Annotated in this window: 18 protein-coding genes; 16 read left to right on the top strand and 2 right to left on the bottom strand. The window is 68.8% G+C overall.

Annotation, left to right across the window (positions count from 1 at the left end; translation table 11 throughout):
• Nucleotides 1-87 precede the first annotated feature (87 nt).
• Nucleotides 88-738, bottom strand: a complete 651-nt coding sequence (locus NMI01S_RS16910; RefSeq protein ID WP_062998249.1) for a TetR/AcrR family transcriptional regulator — start codon at nt 736-738, stop codon at nt 88-90.
• 107 nt (nt 739-845) lie between these two features.
• Between NMI01S_RS16910 and NMI01S_RS16905 the strand changes: the two genes are divergently transcribed.
• Nucleotides 846-2,201 (top strand): flavin monoamine oxidase family protein, encoded by a 1,356-nt coding sequence (locus NMI01S_RS16905; protein ID WP_062998247.1) that lies wholly within the window; start codon nt 846-848, stop codon nt 2,199-2,201.
• 13 nt (nt 2,202-2,214) lie between these two features.
• On the opposite strand, the gene NMI01S_RS16900 is transcribed toward NMI01S_RS16905, so the two are convergent.
• Nucleotides 2,215-2,958, bottom strand: coding sequence for a patatin-like phospholipase family protein (locus NMI01S_RS16900; protein WP_062998246.1), 744 nt, complete (start codon nt 2,956-2,958; stop codon nt 2,215-2,217).
• Between the two features lie 224 nt (nt 2,959-3,182).
• Here NMI01S_RS16900 and NMI01S_RS16895 point away from each other — a divergent pair, with 224 nt between their 5' ends.
• The 15 genes from NMI01S_RS16895 to hypE all read left to right on the top strand — a co-directional run bounded on the left by NMI01S_RS16895 (nt 3,183) and on the right by hypE (nt 16,685).
• Complete coding sequence (locus NMI01S_RS16895; protein WP_062998244.1) at nt 3,183-3,560, top strand: hydrogenase maturation nickel metallochaperone HypA/HybF; 378 nt, start codon at nt 3,183-3,185, stop codon at nt 3,558-3,560.
• Nucleotides 3,515-4,447, top strand: coding sequence for a hydrogenase nickel incorporation protein HypB (hypB, locus tag NMI01S_RS16890; RefSeq protein WP_062998242.1), 933 nt, complete (start codon nt 3,515-3,517; stop codon nt 4,445-4,447). The genes NMI01S_RS16895 and hypB overlap by 46 nt, the downstream gene beginning before the upstream one ends.
• Before the next feature lie 82 nt (nt 4,448-4,529).
• A complete protein-coding gene (locus NMI01S_RS16885) occupies nt 4,530-5,585 on the top strand; it encodes an NADH-quinone oxidoreductase subunit B family protein (protein WP_062998240.1) in 1,056 nt (351 codons plus the stop codon).
• Between the two features lie 12 nt (nt 5,586-5,597).
• Nucleotides 5,598-7,394: a nickel-dependent hydrogenase large subunit gene (locus tag NMI01S_RS16880; protein WP_062998238.1), complete on the top strand. Its 1,797-nt coding sequence runs from the start codon at nt 5,598-5,600 to the stop codon at nt 7,392-7,394.
• Between the two features lie 32 nt (nt 7,395-7,426).
• Nucleotides 7,427-8,326 (top strand): NifU family protein, encoded by a 900-nt coding sequence (locus NMI01S_RS16875; protein WP_062998236.1) that lies wholly within the window; start codon nt 7,427-7,429, stop codon nt 8,324-8,326.
• On the top strand, nt 8,323-8,967 hold the full coding sequence (locus NMI01S_RS16870; protein WP_062998234.1) for a DUF5947 family protein: 645 nt from the start codon (nt 8,323-8,325) through the stop codon (nt 8,965-8,967). Before NMI01S_RS16875 ends, NMI01S_RS16870 begins: the two co-directional genes overlap by 4 nt.
• Nucleotides 8,964-9,611 (top strand): DUF6084 family protein, encoded by a 648-nt coding sequence (locus NMI01S_RS16865; RefSeq protein WP_062998232.1) that lies wholly within the window; start codon nt 8,964-8,966, stop codon nt 9,609-9,611. Before NMI01S_RS16870 ends, NMI01S_RS16865 begins: the two co-directional genes overlap by 4 nt.
• Nucleotides 9,608-10,939: a hypothetical protein gene (locus NMI01S_RS16860; RefSeq protein WP_062998230.1), complete on the top strand. Its 1,332-nt coding sequence runs from the start codon at nt 9,608-9,610 to the stop codon at nt 10,937-10,939. Before NMI01S_RS16865 ends, NMI01S_RS16860 begins: the two co-directional genes overlap by 4 nt.
• 26 nt (nt 10,940-10,965) lie before the next feature.
• The gene (locus NMI01S_RS36540; protein WP_373862256.1) at nt 10,966-11,085 is read left to right on the top strand and encodes a DUF6893 family small protein; all 120 of its coding nucleotides are present in this window, start codon (nt 10,966-10,968) and stop codon (nt 11,083-11,085) included.
• A complete protein-coding gene (locus tag NMI01S_RS16855; protein WP_062998228.1) occupies nt 11,082-11,558 on the top strand; it encodes a hydrogenase maturation protease in 477 nt (158 codons plus the stop codon). Before NMI01S_RS36540 ends, NMI01S_RS16855 begins: the two co-directional genes overlap by 4 nt.
• 2 nt (nt 11,559-11,560) lie before the next feature.
• Complete coding sequence (locus NMI01S_RS16850) at nt 11,561-11,800, top strand: HypC/HybG/HupF family hydrogenase formation chaperone (protein WP_062998744.1); 240 nt, start codon at nt 11,561-11,563, stop codon at nt 11,798-11,800.
• Nucleotides 11,801-11,865: 65 nt separating this feature from the next.
• On the top strand, nt 11,866-14,142 hold the full coding sequence (hypF, locus tag NMI01S_RS16845; RefSeq protein ID WP_062998743.1) for a carbamoyltransferase HypF: 2,277 nt from the start codon (nt 11,866-11,868) through the stop codon (nt 14,140-14,142).
• Nucleotides 14,143-14,162: 20 nt separating this feature from the next.
• Nucleotides 14,163-14,498: a HypC/HybG/HupF family hydrogenase formation chaperone gene (locus tag NMI01S_RS16840; protein ID WP_036510658.1), complete on the top strand. Its 336-nt coding sequence runs from the start codon at nt 14,163-14,165 to the stop codon at nt 14,496-14,498.
• Nucleotides 14,495-15,607 (top strand): hydrogenase formation protein HypD, encoded by a 1,113-nt coding sequence (gene hypD / locus NMI01S_RS16835; RefSeq protein WP_062998226.1) that lies wholly within the window; start codon nt 14,495-14,497, stop codon nt 15,605-15,607. Before NMI01S_RS16840 ends, hypD begins: the two co-directional genes overlap by 4 nt.
• The gene (hypE, locus tag NMI01S_RS16830; protein ID WP_062998224.1) at nt 15,600-16,685 is read left to right on the top strand and encodes a hydrogenase expression/formation protein HypE; all 1,086 of its coding nucleotides are present in this window, start codon (nt 15,600-15,602) and stop codon (nt 16,683-16,685) included. Before hypD ends, hypE begins: the two co-directional genes overlap by 8 nt.
• The last annotated feature ends 4 nt before the right edge of the window (nt 16,686-16,689 follow it).

Below are 16,689 nucleotides of genomic sequence, written 5' to 3'. Positions count from 1 at the left end.
CTCATTAAGTCAGTCGTATGTATGAGTTACGATAGATCGGCTGTGACCCAGGGCGCAATAGCGGGAGAGGCGAGGTGGCGGGAGACGCTAGTCGGCGTCGGTGAGCGCCGCGGCCCGTCGCCGCGTCGCCCTGCGGGCCACCGGCTGCGGATCGGCGAACAGGATCAGCATGTCCAGCGCCTGTCGCAGGTCGGCGCGAGCGCGCGCGCCGTCGGGCTTGGCGATGTACTGCAGGATCAGCCCGTCGACCTGGGCGAGCGCGAGGCGCCCGAGGGTGTCGAAGCCGACGGCGCAGCGCTCGCCCGCGGACTGGGCGGCCTGCTCGCAGAACCGGGTGACGACCGAGCTGTAGCTCTCGTATTGCAGTTGTGCCAGGTTGCCGGCCTCGTTACGCATGGAGTAGGTCATCAACTCGTACTGCATGATCTGCAATCCCACCCGGTTGTCGACCAGCTTCTCCCAGAAACCGGATACGCCCTGCCGCAGGGCGTGCTCCACGCCCTTGTCGAGTTCGACCTGTGCCCGCAGGGCCTCGGAGATGTCACGGATGACCCGGGTGATAACCGCGCGAAGCAGCTGGTCCTTGGTGGGGAAGACGTATTGCAGCGTCCCCAGCGGGACGCCCGCCTCGGCGGCGACCGCTCGCAACGTCGTCGCCGGTACGCCTACGTCGCTGAGGACGGTGACGGCCGCCGCGATGATCTGGTCCTCGCGCTCGGACGCTTTGACGTAAACCACGGGTTCTCCTCGCTCCGCCGGCAGACGAACTTCGTCACAACTGTTGCACAGTGCCCCGCCGTGACCTACCTTACAGTCATACAACCGACTGACTTGAGGGACCGGACATGAACGATGTCGATGTAGTGGTGATAGGTGCCGGTCTCGCCGGCCTGTCCGCGGCCAGAGCGCTCGTCGCGGCGGGCCGCAACGTGCGCGTCCTGGAGGCGCGCGATCGGGTGGCGGGACGCAACCTCGGCGGCACCCTGTCGAACGGTGTGCCCGTGGAGATGGGCGGGCAGTGGATCGGCCGGACACAAACCGAAATCCTGAAGCTCGTCGAGGAATTCGGGTTGCCGACGTTCGCCACCTACGACGACGGCGAGGCGGTGACCCTCTACAAGGGCAACCTGACCCGCTACGGTGACGAAACATTCGGCTTGTCGGATGCCGCGGCCGCGGAGGTGGGCCGCGTGCAGGCCGAACTCGAGGCGATAGCCGCAACGGTGTCGCTGTCGTCGCCGTGGACCTCGGACCGCGCGGCCGAGTTGGATCGCCGGACGGTCGACGAGTGGTTGCGCGCGAACACCGACGATCAAGAGGCGCTGGCGTTCTGGGCCGCGGTCGTGCCGGCACTGTTCTCCGCCGAGGCGTCGGAGATGTCGCTGCTGCACTTCCTGTTCTACGTCAAGTCCGCGGGCATGCTCGACATCCTCGTCGGCGTCACCGGTGGTGCGCAGGAACTGCGCGTCGTCGGCGGCGCGCACCGGATCTCCGAGCGGCTCGCCGCCGAACTGGGCGACGACGTCATCGGGCTCAACTGCGCCGTGCACTCGATTTCCCACGACGACAACGGCGTTCGGGTGGGCCACTCCGGTGCGACGCTGTCGGCCGCGTATGCGATCGTGGCCATTCCGCCCACCTTGGCGGGGCGGCTGCACTACCGACCGGCGATGCCCGCCACCCGCGACGGACTCACCCAGCAGATCCCGATGGGATCGGTGATCAAGATCCAGATCGCCTATCCGTCGCCGTTCTGGCGAGAGGCGGGGCTCAATGGTTTCGCGTTCAGTCTCGACGACCCGCTGAGCGTCACTCTGGACAACTCCCCGCCCGACGGATCCTGCGGTGTGATCGTCGGCTTCTTCGAAGGAGCGCACGCCCGAACCGCCGCGCGCTGGAGTTCCGGCGAACGCCGGGCAGCCGCCGTGGCGACCTTGACCAAGCTCTTCGGGGCGCAGGCCGCGACACCGATTGACTACATCGAGCAGAACTGGATGGAGGAGGAATACACCCGCGGTTGCTACGGCGGCCGCCTGGGCGCCGGCGTCTGGACCCAGTACGGCGCGGCGTTGTCGGAACCGGTCGGCCGCATCCACTGGGCGGGCGCGGAGACCTCCGATGTGTGGAACGGCTATATGGACGGCGCCGTGCGATCGGGCCACCGCGCCGCAGCCGAAGTCCTGGACCGCCTCGATTCCTGAGGTTCTACGGCCCCTACGCCGCCGGCCAGACTTCACGCAGTCGGGCGGCGGCGCCCGCGCTCTGGCGCAGGCCTGCCTCGTAGGCGGGGCGGAGGGCCGCCGGATCGAAGACGTCCGCGCCCGTGGCGGCGATGGCTTGGGCGTCGGGGGACAGGGAAACCGTTGTGGCCGAGGCGAGTTCGTGGTCGGTGTCGGCTCGTGGGTAGAGGTGGGCGCCCGGTTCCAGGATCACGATCGTCTCGGCGCCGGCCGCGAGGTCGGCATTGATCGGGGAGCGTGCGCCGCCGTCGGCGTAGCGGCCGCCGTCGATGGGGATCGGCGGGAACACTCCCGGCACCGCCGTGCTCGCCGCGACCGCCTCCGCCACCGACGCCGGGCCGGTTCGGGTCCACGCCCGCAGGTCCCCGGACTCGGCGTCGACCGACGTGATGACCAGATCGCGGTGCGGCCAGTGCGGGATCGCCAGCAGTGCGTCCATTCGCGCGACGTGTTCGGCGGCGTCGGCGGGAACGGCCGGGGAGGGTTCCTGTCCCGGCTCGGGCGGGGTGAGCAGGCGGGCGACGTCGCCGCCGTCGGCGAGTACCGCGGCGACGACCGCCCCGGCCGAGGTGCCGACGATGCGGTCTGCTCGCGCGAGGTCGATCCCGGCTTCCCGCAGGCCGGCCAGCAGCCCGACCGTCCACACGGTGCCGACCGTTCCACCTCCGCCCAGCACGAGCGCGGAGCGAAAACCGTTGGGCGCCAGAGCGGAAGTCACGCGTCGAGCCTACCGGCGATCCGGAGGGCGGTGCTCCCACAGCCGGGGCCGGTGGCGGCGTGCTGAGAGCGGCGGGCGTGGCGGACAGCGTTCGCCACCGCGAACGCCGGGGTCGCCGAGACGCGTGAATGGTCCTGGTGAGCGGGTTGTGCGGGAAATTTGCCGGAGTACGCTGAGTGGGTCGGCCTTCGATGAATCGGCCTCTCGATGAATCGAGACAACTCATGCACGAGCTGGCAATCGCGCAGGGGATCGTGAGCGGCGCGTGTGAACACGCTGCCGGGCGGCGGGTGTACCGCGTGACCGTTGCGATCGGGATGCTCTGCGCGGTGGTTCCGGATTCCCTGCATTTCTGTTTCGGCCTCGCGGCCGAAGGGACCCTCGCCGAGGGCGCCGAACTCGTGATCGAGGAAGTTCCGGGCCGGGCGCGCTGCCGCACCTGTGGCGACGAGTTCGGTCTGCCCGATCTGATCCCGCTGTGCGCGTGCGGCAGCGCCGACGTCGACATCCGCGCCGGGCGGGAGCTGCGAATCCGCTCCATGGAGGTGAGTGACACATGTGCGCAACCTGCGGATGCGGCGGCGACGACACCCAGGCGGTGATCACCGGTCCGCACGAGCACGACCATCCGCACGACGGCGGTCACGGCCACGACCACTCGCACGCCGACGGTCACGGCCACTCGCACGCCGACGGCCACGACCACGACCATCCGCACGACGGCAGCCACCCGCACGAGCACGGCCCCCGCCGAGGCGACGGGCACGACCACGATTCCGGGCACGAGCACGGCGGCCCGCCGACCGAGACGGTGACTCTGGAACAGAAGGTGCTGGCCAAGAACGACCAACTGGCACAGGAGAATCGGCGCTGGCTGGCCGAGCGGGGCATCCTCGCGCTGAACCTCACCAGTTCCCCGGGCGCGGGCAAGACGACACTGCTCGAACGCACCATCCGGGAATGCCCGGGCATGCCGGTCGCGGTCGTCGAGGGTGATCAGGAGACCCTGCTGGACGCGCGGCGGATCGAATCTACCGGGTGCCCCGTGGTGCAGATCAACACCGGCGCCGGCTGTCATCTCGACGCGCAGATGACCCGCGGCGCCCTCGACTCACTGGACCCGGCGCGCGAGAGCGTGGTCCTGATCGAGAACGTCGGCAATCTGGTGTGCCCCGCCCTGTTCGACCTCGGCGAGCGCGCGAAAGTCGTCATCGTCTCGGTGACCGAGGGAACCGACAAGCCGTTGAAGTACCCCCACATGTTCGCCGCGGCCGGCCTCGTGCTGATCAACAAGATCGACCTGCTGCCGTATGTCGATTTCGATCTCGCCACCTGCACGCGCTACATCCACGCGATCAATTCGGGCGTCGCGGTCTTCCCGGTGTCGGCGACCACCGGCGCGGGCCTGGCCCACTGGTACGGCTGGCTGGCCGAACAGCGAGGAGCGGGCACGGCCGCACCCATTGAGGTTCATTTGGCGCAAGACTAAGCTCGGTGTGGTCTGTATCACAGATTGAGACGGCTTCGAGCCGGATCGGCCAGCCCCCGCCCGGCTCGGGAAGGCGGCGTTCATGCCCACCCAGGAAGCAGTTCGGGCCGAAGAGACGCTGATACACGTCCTGTGGATCAACGCGGGCCTCAGTTGTGACGGCGATTCGGTGGCGTTGACTGCCGCCACCCAGCCCAGTGTCGAGGAAATCGCTCTCGGAGCGCTTCCCGGCCTCCCCAAGATCGCCGTACATTGGCCGCTGATCGATTTCGAATGCGGCCCGAACGGGGGAGCCGACGACTTCCTCGAATGGTTCTTCAAGGCCGACCGCGGCGAACTCGAACCCTTCGTTCTGGTGGTCGAAGGCTCGATTCCGAACGAGCAATTGCACGGCGACGGTTACTGGTGCGGTTTCGGCAACAACCCGGAGACGAATCAGCCGATGACCACCAGCGAATGGCTCGACCGGCTGGCGCCCAAGGCCACCGCGGTCGTGGCCGTCGGTACCTGCGCCACGTACGGCGGCATTCACGCGATGGCCGGCAACCCCACCGGCGCGATGGGAGTGCCGGATTACCTCGGCTGGGACTGGAAGTCCAAGGCCGATATTCCGATCGTCTGTGTGCCGGGATGCCCGATTCAGCCGGACAATCTCTCCGAGACCCTGACGTATCTGCTGTACATGGCGACCGGCCAGGCGCCGATGATTCCGCTCGACGAGGCGCTGCGCCCGAAGTGGTTGTTCGGGGCGACCGTGCACGAGGGTTGCGATCGTGCCGGATACTACGAACAGGGTGACTTCGCCGAGGAGTACGGTTCGCCGAAGTGCATCGTGAAATTGGGCTGCTGGGGCCCGGTCGTGAAATGCAATGTGCCCAAACGTGGTTGGCTCAACGGTGTCGGCGGCTGCCCGAACGTCGGCGGTATCTGCATCGGCTGCACCATGCCGGGATTCCCGGACAAATTCATGCCGTTCATGGATGAACCGCCGGGCGGCAAGATCTCGTCCAGCGCTTCGGGGCTGTACGGATCGGTGATCCGCAGTCTGCGGCACATCACCGGCCGCACCGTCGACAAGGAGCCGCACTGGCGGCACAAGGGGGAGAAACTCGATACGGGCGCGACTCGCACCTGGTAGGAGGATCTCGCGATGACACAGATCATCCCGGAGGCGTCGCACAAGAAGATCGAGCCGGATTCGCTCGTCGAAATGGCGTGGGACCCGATCACCCGGATCGTGGGCAGCCTCGGTATCTACACGAAGATCGATTTCGAGAATCGCGAAGTGGTCGAATGTCACAGCACCTCGTCCATCTTCCGCGGATATTCGATATTCATGCGCGGCAAGGATCCGCGCGACGCGCACTTCATCACCAGCCGCATCTGCGGAATCTGCGGTGACAACCACGCCACGTGTTCGTGCTACTGCCAGAACATGGCCTACGGGGTGAAGCCGCCGCATCTGGGCGAGTGGATCGTCAATCTCGGCGAGGCCGCGGAATACATGTTCGACCACAACATCTTCCAGGAGAATCTGGTCGGGGTGGACTTCTGCGAGAAAATGGTCGCCGAGACCAATCCGAGTGTCCTCGACGCCGCCCGCAAGGCCGAGGCGCCGCACGCCGCGATGCACGGTTATCGCACCGTCGGCGACATCATGGAAGCGCTCAATCCCTTCACCGGCGAGTTCTACCGCGAGGCGCTGCAGGTGAGCCGGTACACGCGAGAGATGTTCTGCCTCATGGAAGGCCGGCACGTGCATCCCTCGACGCTGTATCCCGGCGGCGTCGGCACCGTCGCCACGGTCCAGTTGATGACCGACTACATGTCGCGACTGATGCGATACGTCGAATTCATGAAGAAGGTCGTGCCGATGCACGACGATCTGTTCGACTTCTTCTACACCGCGGTGCCCGGATACGAGCGGGTCGGCCTGCGGCGCACGTTACTGGGCTGCTGGGGTTCGTTCCAGGATCCGGAGTCCTGCAATTTCGAGTACAAGGATATGGAGGACTGGGGCCGGCGGATGTTCGTGACGCCGGGTGTGGTGGTGGACGGCAAACTCGTCACCACCTCGCTGCTCGACATCAATCTCGGCATCCGAATCCTTTTGGGCAGTTCGTATTACGACGACTGGACCGATCAGGAGATGTTCGTGAAGACCGATCCGCTGGGCAATCCGGTGGACCGGCGCCATCCGTGGAATCAGCACACCAATCCGAAGCCGCAGAAACGCGACCTCGACGACAAGTACAGCTGGGTGATGTCACCGCGCTGGTTCGACGGCAAGGACCACCTGGCCCTCGACACCGGCGGCGGGCCGCTGGCCCGGTTGTGGTCGACGGCGCTGGCGGGGCTGGTCGACATCGGCTATGTCCGTTCGACCGGGCACAGTGTGCAGATCAACCTGCCCAAGACCGCCTTGAAGGGGCCGGTCGAACTGGAATGGAAGATTCCGGAGTACGGGAGCAACACCATCGAACGCGATCGTGCCCGCACCTACTTCCAGGCCTACGCGGCCGCGTGCGCACTGCATTTCGCCGAGCAGGCGCTCACCGAGATCCGGGCCGGGCGGACCAAGACGTGGGAGCACTTCGACGTGCCCGACGAGGGGATCGGCTGCGGTTTCACCGAGGCCGTGCGCGGCGTGCTGTCGCATCACATGGTGATCCGCGACGGCAAGATCGCCAACTACCACCCCTATCCGCCGACCCCGTGGAACGCCAACCCGCGCGACAGCTTCGGCACGCCGGGGCCCTACGAGGACGCGGTTCAGGGACAGCCGATCTTCGAGGAGAACGACCGCGAGCACTTCAAGGGCATCGACATCATGCGCACGGTGCGCAGCTTCGATCCCTGCCTGCCCTGCGGCGTGCACATGTATCTCGGGAAGGGCACGACCCTGGACCTGGTGCATTCACCCGCCCAGATATCGACCGGCGAATAGCCGGAGATCCGGCCCAGCCGCAGAAGGAGGCGATGTCCACGCTTCCCGACGACGAGTCCGCCACAACGGTCGACGACGACCGGTGGCGAGACGCGGGCGATCGCATCGAGACATTGCTCGATGCGAGCTCGGCGGGTGGGGCGGCGGCCCGGGAACGGGCCGAGGCGCTGGTCGGTGAGGTGGTCGATCTCTACGGCGCCGGATTGCGCCGCATCCTGGCCTGCCTGGACGACGTCGCGGTGCGACGGCTGCTCGACGACGATCTGGTCGCCAGTCTGCTGCTCGTGCACGGACTGCACCCGCACGACGTGCGAACCAGGGTCGCCGCCGCGCTCGACAGCGTGCGGCCGTATCTGGGATCGCACGGCGGCGATGTGCGGCTGCTCGAGGTCACCGGCGACGGGGTGGTCCGGCTGGAGCTGACCGGAAGCTGCCGTAGCTGCCCCTCCTCGTCGGTGACCTTGGAACTGGCCGTCGAGGATGCCGTGCGCGCGGCCGCACCGGAGATCACCGCGATCGACGTCGTCACCGCCGAACCGGCCGCCGATGCGGCGGTGATCGCACCGGACACGCTGTTCTCGCACGTGCGGACCGGCGGAAACTGGGTCGGCGCACCGGAATTGGCGCAGCTGTCCGCCAATGAGGTGGGCGGGTTCGCGCTGGCCGGACTGCCGGTGCTCGCCTGCCGGGTCGGTGACGAGATCTACGTCTACCGCGACCACTGCCCGGCCTGTGATCGATCGCTGGCCGGTGCGGCTCTGCACCGCGGCGTCCACGGGGATCCGGTACTGCGCTGTCCCGGCTGCCACGCCCATTTCGACGTGGTCCACGCCGGCGCGCGCCTGGACGGCGCGGGACATCTCGAACCGCTGCCGGTGCTGGTACGCGACGGCGAACTGTCGGTGGCGGTTCCGGTGGGGGTGGGCGGATGAATCCGACCGTGCGGGCACTGCGCCGCCTCGCCACCGATCGCCGGCCGGCACCGGTGGCGGGGGAACGCTGCGAGATGTGCGCCGAACCGATCGCCGGGGACCATCAGCACGTCGTCGACACCGAGAGCCGGCACATGCTCTGCGTGTGCCGGGGCTGTTATCTGCTGTTCACCGAGCGCGGCGCGGCGCTGCGTTACCGGGCGGTCCCGCGCCGGTACGTCTCGTTCCCGCGATTCCGGATGAGCCTGCCGGAATGGGACGGCCTCGAGATCCCGGTCGGACTCGCCTTCTTCTTCCACAGCTCGGCAGCCGGGCGGACGGTCGCCTTCTATCCGGGACCGGCAGGAGCCACAGAATCCGAACTGCCCCTTGATAATTGGCGATCGTTCACCGAGCGGCATCCGGAATTCGGCGATCTCGCCGACGATGTGGAGGCGCTGCTGATCCGCATACCCGACCGCGACGCCGCCGCCTCGCGTTGCCTGCTGCTGCCGATCGACGCCTGCTACGAGTTCGTGGGCCGGATTCGCCTGCTGTGGCGCGGGTTCGACGGCGGTGCGGACGTGCGCGACTACGTGACGGAGTTCTTCACCACCATGACCGCGCGAGCGCGGCCGTTCGATGCGGGGGAACCGGTATGAGCCCCGCCTACGCCACCACCTTCGCGGTCCTCGGGATGAAGCCCGAGCCGTACGCGGTCACCCCGATCCTGTCCGCGCGGATCGGCATCGCGTCGGTCGGTGACGAACCCGTCCACGCCATCGCGTTGCGCGCACAGGTTCGCATCGAACCGAACCGCCGCTCCTACACCGACGCCGAGAGCGCGGGCCTGCTGGATCTGTTCGGACCGCGCGAACGCTGGGACCACACTCAGCGCTCGTTCCTGTGGATGCACTGCGCCACAACGGTTCCCGGGTTCACCGGCGGTGCCGAGGTGGATCTGCCGATGCCGTGCACCTACGACTTCGAGGTCGCCGGATCGAAATATCTGCACTCGCTGCGCGAGGGCAGCGTGCCGCTGCTGTTCCTGTTCAGCGGCACGGTCTTCATCCGCGGCAGCCACGGATTCGCGGTGCAGCAGATCCCCTGGGACCGCGAGGACCGCTACGAGATGCCGGTCTCGGTCTGGCGCGAGCTGATGGCCGCGCAGTTCCCGGGCGCCGGCTGGGTGCGCTTGCACGAGGACACCTTGGCAGCACTGGCCGCCTACAAGGGCGAGCACGGGATGCTGGGATTCGACGAGACGGTCGGGCGGCTGCTCGCCGGTGCGCAGGAGTCGGCGTGAGTACCGCGGAGTCGAGCCGAGCCCGGGCCCGCGCGGTTGCCGACGCGGTGCTCTACGAGGGCTATCTGCTGTACCCGTACCGGGCCGACGCTCGAAAGAACCGCTGCCGGTGGCAGTTCGGCGTGCTCGGACCGCCCCGCGCGCACGCGGACGGACTGGGCGAGGACTGCGATCTGGCCGGGGAGATGGTGGTGGACCCCGGCGCCGACCCGACCGTGCGGTTCACGCTTCGATTCCTGCAGCTGCAACACCGCGGTGTGCGCGACGCCGCCGGAGCCGCGGTCGCGGAAACGACGGTGGCGGGTCGGACCTGGCCGGATTGGGACGAGGCGGTGGAGCGGGAGGTCGCCGTGGGGCCGATCCGCCCGGCCGCGACCACGGTGCCGTTCGACGTCCCGGGCGGCGCCGAAACCGAACCCCTCGACGACGGGGCGACGGGGCCGGCCGGTGCGATCGTGCGCACCCGGTGGCCGCTGCACGGCGAAGTGGACCTGAATGTCGTTGCGGAGCATGGATATCTGCGCCTGCGCGTGACCGTGCGCAATACCGGCGAACCCGCCGCGGACAAGCGTGATGCCCTCGCCCGGTCGCTGATCGGTGCGCATGTGATCGCGGAGGTCGCCGATGGACGGTTCGTCTCGCTGCTGGAACCGCCGCCGGAGGCCGAGGCCACGGTCGCGCGCTGTACCCAGCGCCGCTGCTTCCCGGTGCTCGCCGGACCGCCCGGCGATCACAGCCTGATGCTGGTCTCTCCGATCATCCTCTACGACCATCCCGAAATCGCCGAGCAGAGCCAGGAATCGCTGTACGACGCCACCGAGATCGACGAGATCCTGACGTTGCGTGTGATGGCGATGACCGACGAGGAGAAGGCCGCCGCGCGCGCCACCGATCCGCGTGCGGCCCGCATCGTCGAGAGCTGTGACGCGATGACCGCCGAGCAGATGGCCCGCCTGCACGGTGTGCTGCGCGACCCGCACGAGGGAGCGGACCGGCTGGTGCCGGAGGTCCCGCCGGGGACGGACTGGTGGGATCCCGCCGCCGACGGCGCGGTGCGGCCGGATTCGGATGCCGTGCCGATCGCCGGGACGCTGGTGCGCAAGGGGAGCAGGGTGCGGCTGCATCCGGCCCGGCGCGCCGATATCCACGACATGTTCTTCGACGGCCGGGACGCGCGGGTCACCTCGGTGCACGCCGACGTCGACGGGCGCACCCACGTCGGTGTGGTCATCGCCGACGATCCCGGAGCCGATCTGCACGAATGGTACGGGCGTTACCTGTATTTCGATCCCGACGAACTGGAGCCACTGGACGGACCGGGCGAGTAGCGCGGCCGGAGGAAAGGACGAATGTCATGGAGACGGTGGGAATGGTGGCCACGGGAGTCGTCGCGGCGGCGGTTGTCGTCCTGGCGCTGATCGGAATCCGCTCGATTCCGGATATGCGCCGCTACCTGCGAATGCGGCGCATGTGAACAGCCGGGTGCTCGTCGCCGGAATCGGCAACATCTTTCTCGGCGACGACGGATTCGGCCCCGAGGTGGTGCGGCGGATACCGCCGGACCGCGACGGGGACGTGCGGGTGGTCGACTACGGCATCCGCGGCATGCATCTGGCCTACGACCTGCTCGATGAATGGGATGCGCTGGTCCTCGTCGACGCGATCCCGAATCGGGGCGCGGCGGGGCGCATCGAGGTGATGCGGGCCGAACCGGGTCAGGAGGCACCGGCCGGTCTGGACGCCCACGGAATGGATCCGGCGGCGGTGTTCGCGGGGGTCCGGGCACTGGGCGGGGTCGTCCCACCCACCGTGGTCGTCGGCTGCCAGGCGCTGTCGACCGACGAGGGAATCGGCCTGTCCGCACCCGTGGCGGCCGCCGTGGACGAGGGCGCCGCGACCGTGGCGCGGGTGATCGCGCAGCTGCGGATGTCGCGAACGGAGGTGTGATCATGTGCCTCGGAATTCCGGGCCGGGTCGTGCAGATCGTGGACGGCTACGGCGGTCAGCTGGCGCTCGTCGACGTCTCCGGCGCCGAGCGCAAGGTGAATATCGGCCTGCTGGAAGACGATCCGGTGGCACCCGGCGACTGGGTGATCATCCACATGGGTCTCGCGGTCGAGCGTACCGACGAGGCGGGCGCCCGCGAGGCGCTGGCCGGACTGCGACTGCTGAGCCGAGGCGAACCGTGAGTACCGAGGCGGGCCGGGTTCTGGGTACCGAGGCGGGCCGAGCGGTGGGCACCGAGGCGGGCCGAGTGGCAGGCGGCGGGCGCGCTCGTTGCCGGTTGGTGGTGCGCGGTGTGGTGCAGGGCGTCGGGTTCCGCCCCTTCGTCTACAGCACCGCCGCCGAACTCGCACTGACCGGCAGTGTCTGCAACGACAGCGACGGGGTGATCGTCGACATCGAGGGAACGCCGCGGGCGCTGGCCGAATTCGCCGAACGGGTGCGCCGCGACCCGCCGCCGCTGGCGGTGGTCGACTCCGTCGAGCGCACCGATCTTCCGGTGCGCGGTGGCACCGGATTCCACATCGCCGGCACGACCCGCGGCGGCGGACGCACCCTGGCCTCGCCCGATGTGGCGATCTGCGCCGACTGTGCGCGGGAGCTGGCCGATCCGGCCGACCGCCGCTACCGGCATCCGTTCATCACCTGCACCAATTGCGGCCCCCGCTTCACGATCATCGCGAGTCTGCCCTACGACCGTGAGCGGACCTCGATGGCCGATTTCGCCATGTGCGAGCGCTGCGCGCGCGAGTATCACGATCCCGCCGACCGCCGTTTCCACGCCCAGCCGATCGCCTGCCCCGACTGCGGGCCCACCCTGCGCTACTCCGGTCCCGGAACCGGCGACCCGGTGGCCGCCGCGCGAAAGATGTTGCGCGAGGGCGGAATCGTCGCGGTCAAGGGCATCGGCGGCTATCACCTCGCCTGCGCCGCCGACGACGAGGACGCGGTGGCGCGACTGCGCGCCCGCAAACGGCGCGGCGCGAAACCTTTCGCCGTCATGGTCGCCGATCTCGCCGCGGCCCGCACCCTCGCGCGGGTCGACGCGGCCGCCGCGGCGATGCTGAGCGGACCACAGCGGCCGATCGTGCTGCTGCCGCGCGGTGAGCGAACACCGGCGGAATCGGTGGCCCCGGGGCTTCGCGAGCTCGGGGTGATGCTGGCCTACACCCCGCTGCATCTCCTGCTGTTCGGACTGCCCGGCGACCCGCCCGGACCGGTCGCGCTGGTCATGACCTCGGCCAATCTCGGCGGCGAGCCCCTGTGCTACACCGACGAGGACGCCGAACGACGGCTGCCGGAACTGGCCGACGCGGTGCTGGACCACGACCGCCGCATCCTGGTGCCCTGCGACGATTCGGTGGTCCGGCTGGTCGACGGGACCGAAATGCCGATCCGCCGCTCCCGCGGGTACGCGCCGCTGCCGCTGGCGCTGCCGCAGGAGTCGGCGCCCGTCCTCGCGGTCGGCGCCGATGTGAAGAACACCTGCGCGGTCGCCGAGGGCCGGTACGCGTGGCTGAGTCAGCACATCGGCGATATGGACGATCTGGCCACGCTGCGCGCCTTCGGCGCCGCCGAACAGCATCTGGAGGAACTGACCGGCGTGCACCCTGCGCAGCTGGCAGTCGACGCCCATCCCGGCTATCGCTCCAGCGCCTGGGCGCGTCGCGCCGCGGCCGGGCGGCCGGTACACACCGTGCAGCATCACCACGCCCACATCGCGGCGGTGATGGGGGAGCACGGCCTGCCCGGATCGTCGACCGTCCTCGGAATCGCTTTCGACGGAACGGGTTTCGGCCCGGACGGGGCGATCTGGGGCGGTGAGGTGCTGGCCGCCGGCTACAAGGGATTCCGTCGCCTGGCACATCTGGCCTACGTCCCCCTACCGGGCGGTGACGCCAGTGTGCACCGGCCCTACCGGATGGCGCTGGCCCATCTGCACGCCGCCGGCATTGCGTGGGGCGAGTCCATCGCCTCGGTCGCGGCCTGCCCGCCCGCCGAGCGCCGGATCCTCGCGCATCAACTCGGCACCGGGCTGGGCTGCGTCCCGACCTCTAGCATGGGGCGGCTGTTCGACGCGGTGGCCTCGCTGGCGGGTGTGCGCCACGTGGTCGACTACGAGGCGCAGGCCGCCATCGAACTGGAGGCCCGCTCGCGGGACGCGAACCCCGGGCACGGCTACCGATTCACGCTCGGCGCCGCGGATCCGGACGGGGCCGTGCGAATGGACCCGGCTCCGGTGCTGGCCGCCGTACTCGCCGACATCGCGGCAGGGGCCGGTGCCGACCTCGTCGGCGCGCGCTTCCACGTCGCGGTCGCCGAACTCGTGGCCGCACTGGCGCGCCGATTCGGCGAACCGGGTGTGCCGGTGGCCCTGTCCGGTGGCGTGTTCCAGAACGCGCTGCTGCTCTCGCTCTCGCGAAACCGGCTGCGAGAGGAGGGTTTTCAGGTCATCACTCATCACAGAGTGCCACCCAACGACGGCGGCCTGGCATTCGGGCAGCTGCTCGCCGCCGGGGCTCGATGAGCGAAAGGAAGGAACCGATCATGTGCCTGGCAGTCCCGGGGAAGGTGCTCGACCTGTACGAGCGCGACGGCACGCTGATGTCGGTGGTCGACTTCGGCGGTGTCCACAAAGACGTATGCCTGCAATATATTCCGGACGCCGCGGTCGGCGACTACGTCGTCGTGCACGTCGGATTCGCCATTCAGCGCCTCGACGAGGAATCGGCGCTGGCCACCCTGGCCGAATTCGAACACCTCGGTGTACTGAACGAGGAATTCGGTGACGGCTTCGCCATCGCCGCCCGGCAGTCCGGTCTTCCCGATCCCACCTCCGGCGCGCCGTCGGAGCCCGCCCGTGACGACGAGGTGAACCGATGAAATATCTGGACGAATTCAGCAATCCCGACCTGGCTCAGCGTCTGCTCGAACGCATCCGGGCCGCCACCTCGCGGCGCTGGTCGATCATGGAAGTCTGTGGCGGCCAGACGCATTCGATCATCCGGCACGGTATAGACCAGCTGCTGCCCGATACCATCGAGATGATTCACGGCCCCGGCTGCCCGGTCTGTGTCACGCCTCTGGAAGTGATCGACAAGGCACTCGAGATCGCCGGCCGCCCGGAGGTCATCTTCTGCTCCTTCGGCGACATGCTGCGTGTGCCGGGAAGTTCCAAGGATCTGTTCCGGGTCAAGAGTGAGGGCGGCGACGTGCGCGTGGTGTATTCGCCGCTGGACGCGCTGACCCTCGCGAAACAGAATCCCGACCGGCAGGTGGTGTTCTTCGGGATCGGCTTCGAGACCACCGCCCCGGCCAACGCCATGACGGTCTATCAGGCCCGGCGCCTGGGCATCGAGAACTTCTCGCTGCTGGTCTCACACGTCCTGGTCCCGCCGGCGATCGCCGCCATCATGGAATCGCCGGACTGCCGGGTCCAGGCCTTCCTGGCCGCCGGTCACGTGTGCTCGGTGATGGGTATCCGCGAATACCCGCCGCTGGCGCGGAAATATCGAGTTCCCATGGTGGTCACCGGATTCGAGCCGCTCGACATCCTCGAGGGGATCCGCCGCACGGTGATCCAGCTCGAACAGGGCCGCTGCGAGGTCGAGAACGCCTACCCGCGTGCGGTACCGGCCGAGGGCAATCCGGCCGCGAAGGCCATGTTGGAGGACGTCTTCGAGGTCACCGATCGCGCCTGGCGCGGGATCGGCGTCATTCCGCGCAGCGGGTGGCGGCTCTCGCCGCGCTATCGCGACTACGACGCCGAATATCGATTCAGCGTGGGCGATATCCACACCGCCGAATCGTCGGTCTGCCGCTCCGGAGAGGTCCTGCAGGGGCTGATCAAGCCGACCGATTGCGCGGCGTTCGGCACCCGCTGCACACCGCGTAACCCGCTGGGCGCCACGATGGTGTCCTCCGAGGGCGCCTGCGCCGCCTACTACCTGTATCGCCGCCTGGACCTGCCGGCGGAGGTAGCTCATGCTTGACCACGCCGAAACCTCCACTCCGCCACCGGTATTCGATGCCCAGAGCTGGGTGTGCCCACTGCCGCTGCGGGATTCGCCGACGATCGTGATGGCGCACGGCGGCGGAGGCGCGATGTCGGGCGAGCTGATCGAGCACCTGTTCCTGCCCGCGTTCGGCGCCGCCGCCGACGCCGCGCTCGGCGATGCGGCGGTGGTCGAGGTCGGTAGCACGAGGCTGGCGTTCTCCACCGATTCGTTCGTGGTGAAACCACTCGTCTTCCCCGGCGGCACGATCGGCGAGCTGGCGGTCAACGGCACCGTGAACGACCTGGCCATGGCCGGTGCGCAGCCGTTGGTGCTGTCGACGGCGTTCATTCTGGAAGAGGGCACCGAGCTGGCCGAGATCGCCCGGGTCGCCGAGGCCATGGGCGAGGCCGCCGGCACGGCCGGGGTGAAGCTGGTGACCGGCGATACGAAAGTGGTCGACGCCGGTCACGGAGACGGCATCTTCGTCAACACCGCGGGCATCGGGCTGGTGCCCGCGGGGGTCGACATCCGTCCCGAGCGCGCCCGGCCCGGAGATGTCGTGCTGGTCAGCGGCGACATCGGTGTGCACGGGGTGGCGGTGATGAGCTGCCGCGAGGGCCTGGAGTTCGGCACGACCGTGCGCAGCGACACCGCGGCGCTGAACGGTCTGGTCGCCGCCGTCCTCGCCACCGGCGCCGATGTCCACACACTGCGTGACCCCACCCGCGGCGGGGTCGCGGCGACATTGAACGAGATCGCGAAAGCCGCGAATATCGGAGTGCGACTGGACGAGCGCGCGCTGCCGATCCCCGACGCGGTCCGCGATGCGTGCGGACTGCTGGGACTGGATCCGCTGTATGTGGCCAACGAGGGGAAGGCGGTCGCCTTCGTCGCCGCCGAGGACGCGGACCGCGCGCTGGCGGCCATGCGGGCGCATCCGCTCGGCGCGCGGGCCTGCGCGATCGGCGTCTGCGTCGACGAACATCCCGGGATGGTGGTCGCGCGCACCGCCCTCGGCGGTACCCGCGTGGTGGATCTGCCTGCCGGCGAACAGCTTCCGCGGATCTGCTGAGAGC

Source organism: Nocardia mikamii NBRC 108933 (assembly GCF_001613505.1).
In the GTDB taxonomy this organism is placed as follows: domain Bacteria; phylum Actinomycetota; class Actinomycetes; order Mycobacteriales; family Mycobacteriaceae; genus Nocardia; species Nocardia mikamii.
Note: the sequence above shows the minus strand (reverse complement) of the source record. Positions and strands in the feature narration are given on the sequence as shown.

What these genes read in the sequence shown, in the direction of transcription:
- NMI01S_RS16905 (WP_062998247.1), top strand. Translation starts at nt 846, where the DNA reads ATGAACGATGTCGATGTAGTGGTGATAGGTGCCGGTCTCGCCGGCCTG.
- NMI01S_RS16895 (WP_062998244.1), top strand. Translation starts at nt 3,183, where the DNA reads ATGCACGAGCTGGCAATCGCGCAGGGGATCGTGAGCGGCGCGTGTGAA.
- hypB (WP_062998242.1), top strand. Translation starts at nt 3,515, where the DNA reads ATGTGCGCAACCTGCGGATGCGGCGGCGACGACACCCAGGCGGTGATC.
- NMI01S_RS16885 (WP_062998240.1), top strand. Translation starts at nt 4,530, where the DNA reads ATGCCCACCCAGGAAGCAGTTCGGGCCGAAGAGACGCTGATACACGTC.
- NMI01S_RS16880 (WP_062998238.1), top strand. Translation starts at nt 5,598, where the DNA reads ATGACACAGATCATCCCGGAGGCGTCGCACAAGAAGATCGAGCCGGAT.
- NMI01S_RS16875 (WP_062998236.1), top strand. Translation starts at nt 7,427, where the DNA reads ATGTCCACGCTTCCCGACGACGAGTCCGCCACAACGGTCGACGACGAC.
- NMI01S_RS16870 (WP_062998234.1), top strand. Translation starts at nt 8,323, where the DNA reads ATGAATCCGACCGTGCGGGCACTGCGCCGCCTCGCCACCGATCGCCGG.
- NMI01S_RS16865 (WP_062998232.1), top strand. Translation starts at nt 8,964, where the DNA reads ATGAGCCCCGCCTACGCCACCACCTTCGCGGTCCTCGGGATGAAGCCC.
- NMI01S_RS36540 (WP_373862256.1), top strand. Translation starts at nt 10,966, where the DNA reads ATGGAGACGGTGGGAATGGTGGCCACGGGAGTCGTCGCGGCGGCGGTT.
- NMI01S_RS16850 (WP_062998744.1), top strand. Translation starts at nt 11,561, where the DNA reads ATGTGCCTCGGAATTCCGGGCCGGGTCGTGCAGATCGTGGACGGCTAC.
- NMI01S_RS16840 (WP_036510658.1), top strand. Translation starts at nt 14,163, where the DNA reads ATGTGCCTGGCAGTCCCGGGGAAGGTGCTCGACCTGTACGAGCGCGAC.
- hypD (WP_062998226.1), top strand. Translation starts at nt 14,495, where the DNA reads ATGAAATATCTGGACGAATTCAGCAATCCCGACCTGGCTCAGCGTCTG.
- hypE (WP_062998224.1), top strand. Translation starts at nt 15,600, where the DNA reads ATGCTTGACCACGCCGAAACCTCCACTCCGCCACCGGTATTCGATGCC.